We start from the raw sequence: 13408 nt of genomic DNA on the forward strand, positions 1-13408 counted from the left end.
ACGATGAAACAACGTCCGATACCTAAAAAAAAGAACACGACTAAAGTTAGTCGTAACACCCGTATACCATCTAGTGGGAAAAGACGCAGTCCTTCAAGAGACAAGCGAGTCTCTAAGCAAAAGTGGCGCAGGCGCAGGTGGCAGATAAAAGAATTCTTTCTAGCCGTGACTTTAGTTAGTATAGTAGCTATTGGAGTAAGTGTCTTCTTCATCAGCATCCTAACAGTTCGCGGTTATAGTATGGTTCCGACATTGCGTGAAGGAGACAAGGTATTAATTCAAAAAAAAACAACGTTTCGCCGATTTGACATAGTCGCATACACTGTCGGAGACGGAGAACCGCAGATTCGACGAATCATCGGATTACCAGGAGAGACAATCCGATATACTCAGGATACGTTGTTTGTGAATGAGCAACCAGTGGATGAAAAATTTTTGGTAGACGAAATCAATGAAAGTCAAAAAAATGGGCGTGATTATACAGAAGATTTTGAGCAACAACCGATTGTGATTCCAGAGGGGTATTATTTTGTACTAGGGGATAATCGACCCTATGCGACGGATAGCCGGCATTACGGATTGGTTGCGGAAAAGCGTTTCCTTGGTAAAGTGACCACACAGTTGTTTCCGTTCAATGAAATCAAAGCATTTTAAACTATAGTGAGGTCAGAATATAGGCTCCATTAATAAAAATAGCAAGTTGAAAATTTTTCTCAATTTTCAACCTGCTATTTTTGAATTAATGAGAGAATTATCCTTTAGGCTGTTGAAATAACTAAAAGAAAGTTTAATTTTAAAGTATTTATGAAATCTTGTTTAGATAATAAATAGTAACGGTTGTCTCTACTACCTCATGAAATATTAAGCATTCATCAATGAATAGATAGCGTATTTTGGTAAGTATAATGGAAGGAAGTAAACAAGATTTATGTTATCAGTTTTGAACAGCAGTCTTAGAAAAAACGAGAGATGATTTATTAAAAGCCCCTTTCCAAGAGGACCAACCATTAACAATCCCTAAAAATCCCTCAAAACCTTATATTTTCTTTCGCTTTTTTGGTATGATAAACCTATCTAAAAAAAGTGAGGAAAAAACTATGAGTGAATCACAAATAACCAAAAAAGCTATCTCATCGGCACTGATCGAACTATGCGATAAAAAGTTGTTTAGTAAAATCAGCGTTCAAGATATCACGAAAGAAGTCGGTTTGAATCGCCAAACTTTTTATTACCATTTTACTGACAAACAGGATCTCTTGCGCTGGATATATACTCACGATGCATTGATTTATCTGGATTCACCAGATATCAGTATCGACAATTGGGAAGAGCAAGCCTTAAAAATGTTAAAAGCAATCCAAGCTAAAAGTGATTTCTACTATAATACAGTTAGTTCTGATTCAGATATTTTAAGAAAGTGTTTTTCAGCGATCACGAATAGACTATTTATCAATTTATTCGATCAAATGGATAAAGAAAATCAATTGCTTCCAGAAGATAAAATCTTCTATGCTCGTTTTTTTTCATACGGATGCAGTGGTGTCTTAATCGATTGGATATTAGGTAGTTATAAAGAGTCACCGCTAGAAATCGCTACACAATTATTCCGACTAGCTAAAGACACAGAGTTTTTCTCGTATCGTTTATACGCCCAAGAAAACGAACTATTGTGACAAATTGTCCATAGTGTCTAAAAAGAAGACGAAATGGAAAGGCTATCACAAGACATTTACATGAAATCATTGTACGCTAGATTCATAAATTGAATCGGAGGGATTTTCATGAAAAAAAGACATATTGGATTAGCAGCAGCTGGTGCATTAGGCGCGGCTTATCTTGCTAAAAAAGTAGCCGCTGAAAAGAAAGACGAAAAAGTTGCAGAAGTGGAAGAAGAGATCAACAGCCGTTATTATGGAGACAAACAAGTTTATCTAATTGGCGGCGGGATTGCGACAATGGCAGCAGCAGCTTACTTGATTCGTGATGCAAACTTTAATGGAAAAAATATCCATGTGATCGAAGGCATGAAAATACTTGGTGGTAGTAATGATGGAATAGGGACAAACGAAAAAGGGTTTGTCGCACGTGGTGGTCGTATGTTGAATGAAGAAACTTATGAAAATTTCTGGGAACTATTTGCTAGCATTCCTTCCCTTGAATGGCCAAACCATAGTGTAACAGAAGAAATTTTGAATTTTGATCATTTACATCCTACTCACGCACAAGCACGTTTAGTGACAAAAGACCAAGAAATCCTTGACGCTCACACAATGGGCTTTGACAATGAAGATCGTTTAGCGATGACAAAATTATTAGCAGCTTCTGAAGAAAGTTTAGATGGTGTAACGATTGAAGAGTGGTTTGGTCCTCATTTCTTTGAAACCAACTTCTGGTACATGTGGCAAACAACTTTTGCTTTCCAAAAATGGAGCAGTGCCTTTGAATTACGCCGTTATATGAATCGGATGATTTTAGAATTTTCTCGAATTGATACCTTAGAAGGAGTTACTCGTACACCTTTAAATCAATATGATAGCGTGATTTTACCATTAAAAGCATTTTTAGAAAAACATGGGGTAGACTTTACCTTAAATGAAGACGTGGTAGATTTAGAATTTAAACCAGGTTCTGAAATCACTGTAACTGCATTAAAACTGGGAAATGGTGAAACCATCGAACTAAATGAAGAAGATGTTGTGATCATGACCAACGGAACGATGACAGATAGCTCAACAGAAGGTGATTGGAGCACACCAGCACCAAAAGTGACGGAAGAATCACGTTCTGCACGTCTATGGCGCAATATTGCCAAGAAAAAAGCAGGATTAGGTAATCCTGAACCATTCTTTGGTAATGAAGCTGAAACGAACTGGGAAAGTTTTACTGTTACTTGTCGAGGGGATAAGTTATTAAAACGAATCGAAGAGTTTTCCGGCAATATTCCTGGATCAGGTGCTTTGATGACGTTGAAAGATTCTAGTTGGTTGATGAGTACCGTTGTTGCGGCTCAACCTCATTTTAAAAATCAAGATCCTGACACGACTATTTTCTGGGGCTACGGTATTTACACAGATAAAGTTGGTGATTATGTGAAAAAACCAATGCGTGATTGTACTGGGGAAGAAATTTTATATGAATGGATCTGTCAAATGGGCTGGCAAGCAGATTGGGATGAAATCATTAAAGATGTGGTGAATGTGATTCCTGCCTACATGCCATATATTGATGCACAGTTCCAACCACGTAAAATGACAGATCGTCCGCAAGTTGTTCCTGAAAATAGCACAAACTTTGCAATGGTCAGTCAATTTGTGGAAATTCCAAAAGATATGGTCTTTACAGAAGAGTACTCTGTTCGAGCTGCAAGAATTGCGGTTTATACACTGTTTGATATTGATAAGGAAATCATTCCTGTTACACCGTATAATCGTGATCCAAAAGTGCTGGCAAAAGCTGCACAAACGATGCTTAGATAAACTAAATTGCTTAAGAGCGTGGGACAAAACGAAAACTCAGTTTTGTTTCGCGCTCTTAATTCGAGTAAACGGCGAGAAAAAAGCAGATCCTTCGGAAATAAGCTTTTGTCTCGTCCTTTTTTTTCGTGAAAAGTAGAGTCAAAACTATATAGGGTCATTGGACTAGAAAAATCTCAGTCTTTAGATGGATGTATCTCTCAAGAGAAACAAGTACAATAAAATAGTAGAGAACGAACCAAGAGAAAAATACGAGATAAAGTTAAAAAAGATTGGGGAAATGAATCATGAAGCGTTTATTTAAAACAGTTGTATTTGAGATGAGTTTGTATTATGGGTTGATGGCACTTGTTTTGCCTTTGATTTACGCCGTTACCTATCATGTAGCTTTTATATCTGTTTTCAACGTAGAATGGTTTGCAGTAACGCTGTTCATGTACCCCATTGTACTTGTATTATCTGCAATTCGTTATAGTTATGGTCGAATGAGAAGGACAAGTCGCTTATAGATAGAATTAAAATAAGCTAGGAGAGAAGTTAACACTTCCGTCCTAGCTTATTTTGAAATATTATAACGTCAACTGTTCCATGTTAAACGCATCTGTCATCGCCTGTGTTGCTTCTTTCATCGGTGTAACAGTTTCTAATTCACCTTGTACAGCGATTCGAGTCGTAGCGTACATATCGCCACATGTAATCAAGGTGATCATTTTTTTGCCTGGAACATCATCGATCAACTCAACTCTAGAAGGATCGATTTTTTCAACATAAGTAATCTTATATGTATAAACATTATTTAAGTCAGTTGTATAAATCAATTCACCAGGTTTTGAGTATTCTAGGGGTGAAAATAATGAAATCATATCCTGTACCCGATGACTGGCAAGAGCGTAGTTTCCTTTGCCCATTTCTTGATCAGGTTTCATCGTTCCTGCACCAGTTAGTAAAACAACATTGTCTAAACCACGAAAAATCGGTAAGTTGATTTTTACATCAGGCAATGCAACTGCACCAACAACAGGTAGATTTTTATTGGCTAGCTGCGCTTTAAGAACAGCTTCGGTACTAAGCGATTCAACTGCTTCAAAATCAAAAGAAGTATCTGTTTGATTATTTTTTGCAACGATCTCAGGTGTTAACTTCTCCACTGCGTACTCTTTGCCGTTTTGTTGAATCAACCAATTTCTGATTTGTGTATTAAAAACTAAAGCTAAACCAACAACCAATAATAAAAATAAAAAGATATTGATTAGCCAATTTCTCTTTTTAGATTTTTTCTTTTTAGGGCGTTCTTTTCTTGAGGCCATATGCTTCCTCCTTTTTCTTTTAAGTGTATCATAAATCAAATTGAAACCCTAGTTTAAAATCTTTATTTTTTTCTAAATATTATTATTTAAAAGGATCCTTAAAAATAGGGTACGCGAATGCTATTTTTAGACGTTTATCCGCTATCTACTATAGATTGTTGCTCCTTTTTAACTGTTTGTAACTGAATCTTAAAATAAAAGACACAAGCTTTTTTTGCTAAAATATTGTAAAATGAAAGAGAAGACAATTGATAGGGGTGATAGAACAAATGTTGGAATTGATTTATGTACATATTGATATGACAAGTAATGCAGTATTATCAAAAGGAATCACACATACAGATTTTACGCGCTCTATTGTTCATCACCCTAAGAACCTGCTTTTACTGAACCCTTCTGCTGAAGAAGGCGAGTATGATATGCATAGTGGCTTGAAGATCATTCGTGGGCAAGAGAATGTCGAACAGTATTTCTCTATTGCTGATCGTCGCAAGATAAACGAAGAAATCAAATGGATCGATTTTTCAGATGTGACAATGCTCAAGGAATTAACGCCAATGGAAATTTCAGAGTTGCTTTACTTTGGTCATATGAAAACAAGCTTACATTCGCCTTTTTTTTATAAATTACAAAATGATTTCGTTTTTTTTGAATTTGTGGACCATATGACTAGAGTTTACTATCGCTATATTGACGAATTTTATCGTATTTTAGCTGATAAAATCACTCGGGTGATCTTAGAGAAGGTCAATGATCGCAAGACATTTTTCAAACGTGGGATTCCAGTTGAGAAGCTCGATGGCGAATTATTGAAGGAAATGAAACCGATTTTGCAAGAAGGCGTTGTTTTTTGTTTTGATCAGATGGATATCAAAGGCAAAGAATACCATATTCCAATTCATGTGGTAGAAGATTCTTTATGGAAAACCAAGAATTTCGCTTACCGAAAGGAACCCGTAATTGCTATATTGATTTATAATACAGCTAAACGGACTTGGCGTTTAATGCAAGAAGATGAATTTGGCTTTATCGAATTACCGAGACAGGCTTAACTAAAATAACAAAGAAGAGGCTCTTTACCAACATTAGTTGGCAAAGAGCCTCTTTTATTGAATTTATCCTTCTAGGCCGTGTCATCACAGATCAACTCGTTTTTTTTGGTCATCTTTACTTTCTTTATCTTTCAATGCATCTTCAATTTCTTTATGCAAGAAATAGGAAATAACCGTTCTGATCACAACTAAAATCGCTAGTTTTAAAATATCTTGAAAAGTCGGTTTGATGATCGACTCAATAATATCTGCGGCAATTAAAATTTCTAAACTAAGTAAGATATAACTACCTAGAAAACTTTTAATAAAGTTGTTTTGTCGAGCCATTACAACACGGTTTCGATCGGTACGTTCACTTTTCAGGAAATCGATACCCGCCATAATAACACCCCAAATCAAGACGACAATCGAAAAAATATTCAACGCTAAAATAAATAAGTCAAAGAAAGGAATCAAGTTGTCCATAATGTTTTGAGCTAGGTCGTGCATAGAAGAAACCTCCTTTGGGCTAATTAGTTTGGTTCGTTGTTTTTTTTGCAGAAACGATCAGCATCATTGGTCTACGCAACTCATCACGCATCTCAGTATTGGCCGCTAACATTTCAGGAGCTGGCATCGGTTCAATCAAATGAGTGAGTTGAAAACCATTGATTAACAGTCCGTTTATGTAAGTAGTCAATGTTTTATGGTATTTCAAGACCTGCTCGCCTAAGAAACTGGTTTCACGAATGCTTTCGTCGAAGTAGCGATCAACTGGCCAGTAAAGTGGCTGACCGTTTTGATCATAAATCCATTCTTGCGTTCCTTGTGCTGAGAAAATCGGATGCTCTGAGGAAAAAATAAAATCGCCGTTAGGTTTTAAACAGTCATTGACTTTTTTTGCAATTGTATCAAAAGAAGAAACATAATGAAGTGCTAAGGAACTAATCACGATATCAAACGTTTCATTTAAAGTATCAATTTCTTCCATACTCATTAAAAGGTAGCTGATTTTTGAAGAATCAGTCATGGCTTGGGCTCTTTCAATCATTCGCTCAGATAAATCAATGCCAATGACTTTTTCCGCACCCTGTTCCACTGCATAACGACAATGCCAACCATAGCCACAGCCAAGATCAAGGACTTTTTTTCCAGTGAAGTCAGGCAATAGTTTTTTTAACTCATGCCATTCTCCAGCACCTTCAAGCCCTTTTTTTGAACGAGTCATTTGACTGTAAGCATCAAAAAATGAGGGTTATCGTATTCATTTTTCATATTATGTCTCCTTTAAACCAGCGTTCATGTTATCCCTTTTATTGTAGCAGATTGTTCAAATAATACCCATAAAAGAGAATTCAATGAAATATTATTGAAAGGTATGACCGCACTGGCTAAGTACATGGATAGCTTTTTCTTTATCCCTATTTTTAATCAGAAGGTAATCAGTATTATAAGTAGATAAAGCAAAAATTGAAATTAGATTTTCAGCTAATGGATTGGCTAACTGAGTCAAAATACCAACGAGAGAAAAATCCAACTCGCCGACGACCTGGATAATGAACCAGTTACTATCAATAGATAAAGCCTCTTTTGTTTCGATGGTTGCTGTCGGTACAACAAGAGAACACTCTTCTTTGGTGTAGGTAATACTTTTGAACGTGTCTATTTTATAAAAGAAAGTGGGGATTTCAGCATGAGCAGGTAATTTTAAAATTGTATAATCGATAGAATCTAATAGCTTGAGTTGCATAGGATACCTCCATTTATTTAAAGTAGAATCTGTAGAAAAACTTGAGAACCATAAATATCAGGCAACTCACTATAAATATTTTGAAACCCAGCTTCTTTGCATAATACCTTGGTGAAAGCCTGATCTTCATTGACGATGATCATCAGTTCATCAATAGTCGGAAACTGTTGTCGGACGAAGGCTGGTAATAATTGAACCGCTTGTTGGACATAGCCATTCCTTAAATGACGATAATCAGTTGAGAGATCTTGTACTAATAAACAGTTTTTATTTGTAGAGTAAAAGCTGCCACCGTTGGCTTCATAAAGGGTTAAAAAAGCTACTAAATAGTCGCCTTCAAAAGCAAGAATAGCGTGCCGCAGTGGATCTTTTTTTATTAAAGCTGTAGCTATTTTAGGTTCACGAACGTAGCGCATTTTTTTTTCTGATAAGCAATAATTATGAATAAGTGTTTCGTGGGTATCTTCATACATGGTTAGATACATGATCGTTCCTCCTGCCTTACGTAATGTTTCTTTTAGCCGATAGGAAAATAACGATTCCTCTATAGCTAGTATAACTTTTTTGACGGCACTTGTGCAGTTGATTTATAGTATTTTTTTCATTGGGGTAAAAATAATTCCATCAATTTCCTGCTGAATGTCTGTAGGGCTAAAGCTTAGATGTTTGTAAGCTTTAATTGCGTAAGGGGAAGAGTTGAGTGTCAGTTCTGAAATATTGTGAAATGTTTGGCAGTATGTCGCAACGGTTTCCACAAGTCGGCGTGCAATCCCTTGTTTGTGATAGGCTTTGTCTACAAAAAGCAAGGAGATATGGTTTGGTAGACGCAATGCAATCATTCCTGTCATTTTTGATTCATCGGAGAAATGGGACCAAATCATCAATTCTTTGGCAACTAGTTGTTGAGTGATTTCATCAAAAGTGATAAATTGTTTGAAACGTTCGATCCCTTCATTAGCGTAATCAGGTGCTTCAAATTCTTGGAAAACTGAGTGAACAAGTGTGAGTGCTTCTTTAAGCTGAGCTCCATTTGTGGATAAGAGCGGTTTGATTCTGTTGTTCATAGTATCCTCCAATGCTTCTTTTTGTTCATTTTATCACAAAAAGATCGATTCAAATCACATGATTGGAGAAAATGCCTGTTCTCCTAGCCAATGGATGAGCGAAATGGTAGAGAGAATTGATCTTTAAATAAAAAAATTAGAGAAAAGCGCTTATGCTCCTCTCCAACTGTTTTTTATTTAATCAGACGTTTGTCATTTTTAGACAAGGTACTAACTTTTTTTATATGGTCAACAGTGATCATCCGGATTTGTTGGCTATCTTCTTGTAAGCGTAACATGATCGAATCACTTATATTCTTGGAGACGATCCATCCAGAAACTGTTTCGAATTTTTGAGAAGTCGGCACTTCTTTTAATTGTAAAACAACTAAACTTTTTTGCGCAGAAGCAACTTGTAATTTCTTAAGAATTTCTTCACGCTCTTTATTTTTACTCTGCTTATCTTTAGAGTCGTCTAAAAATGCCGAAAAGAAACTTTGGGAAGATTGGCTGATCAATTTTGAAATGCTTTTCATTGTTGATTTATGGTTGTTGTCCATTCTTCTACCTCCTTCGCGAATTTACTGCTACTATCAGACTCTGAATAATCAGGTACTACTATTCTACCTAATAAAGAGAAATAATTCAAGAAAATATGTTCGCAATGACTTTATAAATGATTATTCTTACTTGCTTTTTTCAGCAGATTCAGTAATATTAGAAGTACTGATTACGTTTAAGTAATTTGTTTGAAAGTGAGAGAAATAGCTGGAACTTTCAACTTAAAAGAGGGAGATATCAATGAAGCAAAAAATAGAAAAAAAATCAACATTACCTATTATTGCATTACTAGTAGTAGCAGCATTTGCAGGGGCTATTTTAGCCAAAGTAGCACCGATGGAAGAAGGGCATGGTTTTTCAGCATTATTTGCTGATGGAAAAGCAGATGAACCAAAAGTAACGGAGACAAGTGAGAGTTCAAAAGAACCAGAGAAGGTCAAAAAACTCACCTATACAGAACAAGTCAATGAAGATTTAAGACAAGGAAAATTTGTCAATCGAATGCCGATCGAGTTATTGTTACAAACTGATGATAAATGGAAGGCCACACCTTATGGTATGGGGAATCCTGATGGAAATACTCTAGAAATCAATGGCTGTGCGATTCTTTCATTAGCGATGGTCTCTTCTTTTTTAGATAACAAACAATATACACCACAAGATATTCTAAATTGGTCCAAAAATGATTACTATTTAGAAGGGGAAGGAACAGCGTGGTCAGCTTTCTCTGATTTTGCAATGGCTAAGGGCTATCAATTTGAAGATCTTGAAACAGATATTACTGCTGTTGAAGAACAGCTAAAACAAAATCATCCAGTCATTATTTCCGTGAAACCAGGTTTATTTACAGAAACTGGCCATATCATGGTACTTACTGGGACAAATAATGGGAAATTCTGGCTGAATGACCCAAATGATTCTGAAATTAAAGGACATTCGAAAAAGGAATTTACAGCAGATGAATTAATGAATGAAGCTTTGAATTTTTGGGCGATCTATAAATAAAAAAAAGGTGAACCAGACCAACCTTTGTGTGAGGAGGGCGGGTTCACCTTCAATCAAAAAAGAAAACGTTCTATTTATTTTGATTAAGCCATTGACATGGGATGGTTCCCACATTATACAATTGGAGTATAAGAAGGAAATGGAGTGAACGGAATGAAAATTATTATCGAAAAAGATTTTGAAGCGATGAGTGAAACAACTAAAAATATTTTATTAGGTCATATGAGTCAAGATAAACGCGTTAATTTATCTATAACAGCTGGCAATACACCTGTTGGAGTCTATAAAAGAATGGTAGACATTGTCAAAGACTCCCCAGATTATGCGAATGTTCATTATTATAATTTCGATGAAATTCCTGTAGCAGATCAAGCAGAAGGCATCACGATTACTGATTTACGTAAATTATATTTAACACCTGCAAATATCAATGAAGCAAACATCCATCCTCTAACAGTAGAAAACTATGCAGAACAAGATAAACGATTAGCGATGGCTGGCGGTTTGGATGCAATGCTGATTGGATTAGGCGGAGATGGCCATTTCTGTGGGAATATGCCGACAACGACAAGTTTTGAAAATTTGACTTATAAAATCAAAGTCACTGGAGATGAGCCTTGGTTTGTACCAGACATGATGGAAGCAGGACTAGAATTCGTGACGATGGGTCCTGTCAGTGTGATGCGTGTGAAGCATTTGATTTTGATCGTAAATGGTGAGAAAAAAGCTGAGATGGTCAAAAAGGTACTGCAGGGTCCAGTAACAGAAGAGCTTCCAGCATCCGTCTTACAGTTACATCCAAATCTTACAGTTATTTTAGACGAAGCTGCAGCCAGTGAGCTTGACAAATAAAAGAATGAAAAAAATTAAGGCGATAAAATGTCTTAATTTTTTTACACATTTTACAAACGTATGTTCTCGTGTTATGCTTAGTAAAAAAGAATGGAGTAGGATATGGAAAAAATTCGGTGTGATTGGGCAAATGGCAATGAACTAGAAGAGAAGTATCATGATGAAGAGTGGGGCACTGCGCAACACGATGATCAAAAACTCTTTGAAATGTTGATTTTAGAAAGTATGCAAGCTGGTTTGAGCTGGTCAACGATTCTGAAAAAAAGAGCGACCTTGACTAGTGCCTATGATCAGTTTGATTATTTAAAAATTGCAAAGTATGACCAAGAGAAAGTCGATTTGTTATTAGAAGATCCAGGCATTATTAGAAATAAACTAAAAATCAAGGCCACGATCAATAATGCACAGGCCTTTATGGCAATTCGAGAGGAATATGGTCGCTTTGATCGATTTATCTGGGCTTACGTAGATGGAAAGCCTATCAAAAATCGATGGCAAGATATCAAAGAAGTCCCAGCTTCTACAGAATTGTCTGATAGAATCAGTAAAGATCTGAAGAAAAAGGGCTTTAAATTCTTGGGGACAACGACCGTTTATGCGTTTATGCAAGCAACAGGCATGGTAGATGATCATTTACTTCATTGTTTTAAATGCCAGTAATGATAAAAAATAGAGTCTGGGACATAATGATGTGCGCCCTAAATGTTGTACGTGGAAAATACAATTTTTGGGGGTCACATCATTATATCTCAGACTCAAGGAATCCGTATAAACGGTGGGAGCAGAAGCAATCACTACGCTTTACTTCGATCACATCAAATTCTAAGTGCTAAAACACTAAGATTTGAAGGCTTCGAAAATAAGCTGAAATTCACGAAAATTTGAAGAGCAATTTTCGTGAATTCCTTCTTATTTCTCGGGATTAAACACTCCTGTCCCAACCTCCATTTTCTTTTAACTGGTAGAAATATGAAGTATCTCATATAGAGCTACGGTACTGTGCAGAGGTTTTTCAGCGTAAAATTCAAAAACGGCTGCTAGCCATTTATCAGGATTATAGATGGCTAGATAACCTAGACTATTTTTCGAGAGTGTTTGATTGTGTACGATTTTTTTGCCTATATCAATCAAAGATAATTGTTCATTGATTGGAATTATTTGTTCCGTTAAATAAATAGCATCCGTAAAATTTTCTGGTAAAACTAAGGTTAAAGGTATACCGATTTGGACCGACTGCCAGCCAAAGTCACGAATGATATGGTCGTAAAATCCTCCAAAAATAAATTGATTCATCCCTTCAGACTCGCGCCATACATATAAAGGCGCATATGAATTAGAAATTGCTCCTTGGACTTTTTCTGAAATAAGATAAGCTTTAAAAAGTAATCCCTCAAAATGATCTGTTTTTGTTCCATTGGTCGTTACTCGATTTCTAATCACTGACATGTCATAATCGTCTGGTAAAGTTATTTTGTATTGCATCGCATTCATTTCTGTTGCCTCCTATTCTTGATAAATTCATTATATTCTTTTCAAAAAGTGTTGCATAATATGCAAAAATGATATAAGGTATCAGTAATTGTGATAGCAAGAAATGGGTGGTAAGATGGAATTGAACGATTTAACGATCTTTCAATGCGTAGCAACCGCTGGTTCGATGTCAGAAGCCGCCAGAATAATGGGGTATGCACAATCCAATATAACTGAACGCATTCGACTATTAGAAGAAGAACTGACAGTGAGGCTTTTTGAGCGGACAAATCGAGGGGTTATACTACTTCCAGAAGGAGAAAAGTTATTGGAGTACGCAACAATAATTTTGATCCAAATCGATGAAATTCAACGTCATTACAAAAAAATCCCGCTAAAGATCGGTTGTACACAAACGATTGCACTTAATTACTTTGAATTAACCAAGGTCATCCCTTATCAGCCTGCGATAGAGCTAATCATTGAGGGGACAGATCGCTTAGAAAAAATGTATGCAAGCAAAGAAATTGATGTATTGATCACAAATAAAAGGACTTCTCTTGATAGCAATGTTTTATTTTATGAAGAGGTTGGCCGGCTGTCTGCCTCAGATATACAAGATGTGTGTCTGATCAGTCGGGACAAGGAATGTCCATATAGAAAGATGATGCTATCTTTAATCAATCCGCAGACATGTAAAGTTGTCGAAGTGGACTCTATTTACTTGATGATCGACCTAATAAAAAAAGGAGTAGGTTGGTCGATATTACCCAAGCGTTTCTTTCTGGAGAAGCAAAATCAATCGTTGCTTTTTGCTCCAATTGAGCAGCAAGTTCCTATATATATCGTTGGAAATCAAAAGGACAGGCAACATGTTCGTTTATTTTTGGAGCAGAGCAACGATCTGATATAGAGA

The 13408-nt window shown here is 36.2% G+C and carries 17 protein-coding genes; 9 read left to right on the top strand and 8 right to left on the bottom strand.

Translation table 11 applies throughout. The annotated features are described in order from the left end of the window. Positions 1-3: 3 nt before the first annotated feature. The 4 genes from lepB to IGJ50_RS00860 all read left to right on the top strand — a co-directional run bounded on the left by lepB (position 4) and on the right by IGJ50_RS00860 (position 3982). On the top strand, positions 4-654 hold the full coding sequence (gene lepB / locus IGJ50_RS00845; protein ID WP_069640332.1) for a signal peptidase I: 651 nt from the start codon (positions 4-6) through the stop codon (positions 652-654). A gap of 443 nt (positions 655-1097) precedes the next feature. Next, on the top strand, positions 1098-1673 hold the full coding sequence (locus IGJ50_RS00850; protein WP_069640331.1) for a TetR/AcrR family transcriptional regulator: 576 nt from the start codon (positions 1098-1100) through the stop codon (positions 1671-1673). Positions 1674-1781: 108 nt separating this feature from the next. Further along, entirely contained in the window at positions 1782-3476 is a 1695-nt protein-coding gene (locus IGJ50_RS00855; protein ID WP_069640330.1) for an oleate hydratase, read from the top strand. Positions 3477-3760: 284 nt separating this feature from the next. After that, positions 3761-3982, top strand: a complete 222-nt coding sequence (locus IGJ50_RS00860) for a hypothetical protein (protein ID WP_069640329.1) — start codon at positions 3761-3763, stop codon at positions 3980-3982. 60 nt (positions 3983-4042) lie between these two features. Here IGJ50_RS00860 and IGJ50_RS00865 read toward each other — a convergent pair whose 3' ends face one another. Next, complete coding sequence (locus IGJ50_RS00865) at positions 4043-4780, bottom strand: class A sortase (protein ID WP_069640328.1); 738 nt, start codon at positions 4778-4780, stop codon at positions 4043-4045. Between the two features lie 269 nt (positions 4781-5049). Here IGJ50_RS00865 and IGJ50_RS00870 point away from each other — a divergent pair, with 269 nt between their 5' ends. Further along, the gene (locus tag IGJ50_RS00870; RefSeq protein WP_207121267.1) at positions 5050-5832 is read left to right on the top strand and encodes a hypothetical protein; all 783 of its coding nucleotides are present in this window, start codon (positions 5050-5052) and stop codon (positions 5830-5832) included. A gap of 84 nt (positions 5833-5916) precedes the next feature. On the opposite strand, the gene IGJ50_RS00875 is transcribed toward IGJ50_RS00870, so the two are convergent. The 6 genes from IGJ50_RS00875 to IGJ50_RS00900 all read right to left on the bottom strand — a co-directional run bounded on the left by IGJ50_RS00875 (position 5917) and on the right by IGJ50_RS00900 (position 9164). Next, positions 5917-6321 carry a DUF1622 domain-containing protein gene (locus tag IGJ50_RS00875; protein ID WP_069640326.1) on the bottom strand — a complete coding sequence of 135 codons (405 nt, stop codon included), beginning with the start codon at positions 6319-6321 and terminating at the stop codon, positions 5917-5919. 19 nt (positions 6322-6340) lie between these two features. Further along, positions 6341-7039, bottom strand: coding sequence for a class I SAM-dependent methyltransferase (locus IGJ50_RS00880; RefSeq protein WP_429948398.1), 699 nt, complete (start codon positions 7037-7039; stop codon positions 6341-6343). A 138-nt stretch (positions 7040-7177) separates the two neighbouring features. Further along, complete coding sequence (locus IGJ50_RS00885; RefSeq protein WP_429948400.1) at positions 7178-7561, bottom strand: ACT domain-containing protein; 384 nt, start codon at positions 7559-7561, stop codon at positions 7178-7180. 17 nt (positions 7562-7578) lie between these two features. Then, positions 7579-8046 carry a GNAT family N-acetyltransferase gene (locus tag IGJ50_RS00890; RefSeq protein WP_069640323.1) on the bottom strand — a complete coding sequence of 156 codons (468 nt, stop codon included), beginning with the start codon at positions 8044-8046 and terminating at the stop codon, positions 7579-7581. A 102-nt stretch (positions 8047-8148) separates the two neighbouring features. Then, positions 8149-8625 (bottom strand): GNAT family N-acetyltransferase, encoded by a 477-nt coding sequence (locus IGJ50_RS00895; RefSeq protein WP_429948402.1) that lies wholly within the window; start codon positions 8623-8625, stop codon positions 8149-8151. A 173-nt stretch (positions 8626-8798) separates the two neighbouring features. After that, positions 8799-9164, bottom strand: a complete 366-nt coding sequence (locus IGJ50_RS00900) for a hypothetical protein (RefSeq protein WP_069640321.1) — start codon at positions 9162-9164, stop codon at positions 8799-8801. A 241-nt stretch (positions 9165-9405) separates the two neighbouring features. Between IGJ50_RS00900 and IGJ50_RS00905 the strand changes: the two genes are divergently transcribed. The 3 genes from IGJ50_RS00905 (at position 9406) to IGJ50_RS00915 (ending at position 11682) form a co-directional block, all read left to right on the top strand. After that, on the top strand, positions 9406-10170 hold the full coding sequence (locus IGJ50_RS00905; RefSeq protein ID WP_069640320.1) for a C39 family peptidase: 765 nt from the start codon (positions 9406-9408) through the stop codon (positions 10168-10170). Positions 10171-10323: 153 nt separating this feature from the next. Further along, complete coding sequence (locus IGJ50_RS00910; RefSeq protein WP_429948404.1) at positions 10324-11022, top strand: glucosamine-6-phosphate deaminase; 699 nt, start codon at positions 10324-10326, stop codon at positions 11020-11022. Between the two features lie 102 nt (positions 11023-11124). After that, positions 11125-11682: a DNA-3-methyladenine glycosylase I gene (locus tag IGJ50_RS00915; RefSeq protein WP_069640318.1), complete on the top strand. Its 558-nt coding sequence runs from the start codon at positions 11125-11127 to the stop codon at positions 11680-11682. A 294-nt stretch (positions 11683-11976) separates the two neighbouring features. Here the strand turns inward: IGJ50_RS00915 and IGJ50_RS00920 are convergent, their stop codons facing one another. Further along, positions 11977-12513: a DUF4865 family protein gene (locus tag IGJ50_RS00920; protein ID WP_429948406.1), complete on the bottom strand. Its 537-nt coding sequence runs from the start codon at positions 12511-12513 to the stop codon at positions 11977-11979. 115 nt (positions 12514-12628) lie between these two features. On the opposite strand from IGJ50_RS00920, the gene IGJ50_RS00925 reads away from it, so the two are divergent. Continuing rightward, positions 12629-13405 carry a LysR family transcriptional regulator gene (locus IGJ50_RS00925; protein WP_429948408.1) on the top strand — a complete coding sequence of 259 codons (777 nt, stop codon included), beginning with the start codon at positions 12629-12631 and terminating at the stop codon, positions 13403-13405. Positions 13406-13408 lie beyond the last annotated feature (3 nt).

It is taken from the genome of Enterococcus sp. AZ101, from assembly GCF_050499005.1.
Lineage (GTDB): Bacteria > Bacillota > Bacilli > Lactobacillales > Enterococcaceae > Enterococcus_L > Enterococcus_L ureilyticus.

Bases quoted from the DNA above. Each gene is read 5' to 3' on its own strand.
- IGJ50_RS00865 (WP_069640328.1), bottom strand. From the start codon at position 4,780: ATGGCCTCAAGAAAAGAACGCCCTAAAAAGAAAAAATCTAAAAAGAGA.
- IGJ50_RS00915 (WP_069640318.1), top strand. From the start codon at position 11,125: ATGGAAAAAATTCGGTGTGATTGGGCAAATGGCAATGAACTAGAAGAG.
- IGJ50_RS00925 (WP_429948408.1), top strand. From the start codon at position 12,629: ATGGAATTGAACGATTTAACGATCTTTCAATGCGTAGCAACCGCTGGT.
- IGJ50_RS00875 (WP_069640326.1), bottom strand. From the start codon at position 6,321: ATGCACGACCTAGCTCAAAACATTATGGACAACTTGATTCCTTTCTTT.
- IGJ50_RS00885 (WP_429948400.1), bottom strand. From the start codon at position 7,561: ATGCAACTCAAGCTATTAGATTCTATCGATTATACAATTTTAAAATTA.
- IGJ50_RS00870 (WP_207121267.1), top strand. From the start codon at position 5,050: ATGTTGGAATTGATTTATGTACATATTGATATGACAAGTAATGCAGTA.
- IGJ50_RS00905 (WP_069640320.1), top strand. From the start codon at position 9,406: ATGAAGCAAAAAATAGAAAAAAAATCAACATTACCTATTATTGCATTA.
- IGJ50_RS00860 (WP_069640329.1), top strand. From the start codon at position 3,761: ATGAAGCGTTTATTTAAAACAGTTGTATTTGAGATGAGTTTGTATTAT.
- IGJ50_RS00890 (WP_069640323.1), bottom strand. From the start codon at position 8,046: ATGTATCTAACCATGTATGAAGATACCCACGAAACACTTATTCATAAT.
- lepB (WP_069640332.1), top strand. From the start codon at position 4: ATGAAACAACGTCCGATACCTAAAAAAAAGAACACGACTAAAGTTAGT.
- IGJ50_RS00855 (WP_069640330.1), top strand. From the start codon at position 1,782: ATGAAAAAAAGACATATTGGATTAGCAGCAGCTGGTGCATTAGGCGCG.
- IGJ50_RS00910 (WP_429948404.1), top strand. From the start codon at position 10,324: ATGAAAATTATTATCGAAAAAGATTTTGAAGCGATGAGTGAAACAACT.
- IGJ50_RS00895 (WP_429948402.1), bottom strand. From the start codon at position 8,625: ATGAACAACAGAATCAAACCGCTCTTATCCACAAATGGAGCTCAGCTT.
- IGJ50_RS00880 (WP_429948398.1), bottom strand. From the start codon at position 7,039: ATGACTCGTTCAAAAAAAGGGCTTGAAGGTGCTGGAGAATGGCATGAG.
- IGJ50_RS00920 (WP_429948406.1), bottom strand. From the start codon at position 12,513: ATGAATGCGATGCAATACAAAATAACTTTACCAGACGATTATGACATG.
- IGJ50_RS00900 (WP_069640321.1), bottom strand. From the start codon at position 9,164: ATGGACAACAACCATAAATCAACAATGAAAAGCATTTCAAAATTGATC.
- IGJ50_RS00850 (WP_069640331.1), top strand. From the start codon at position 1,098: ATGAGTGAATCACAAATAACCAAAAAAGCTATCTCATCGGCACTGATC.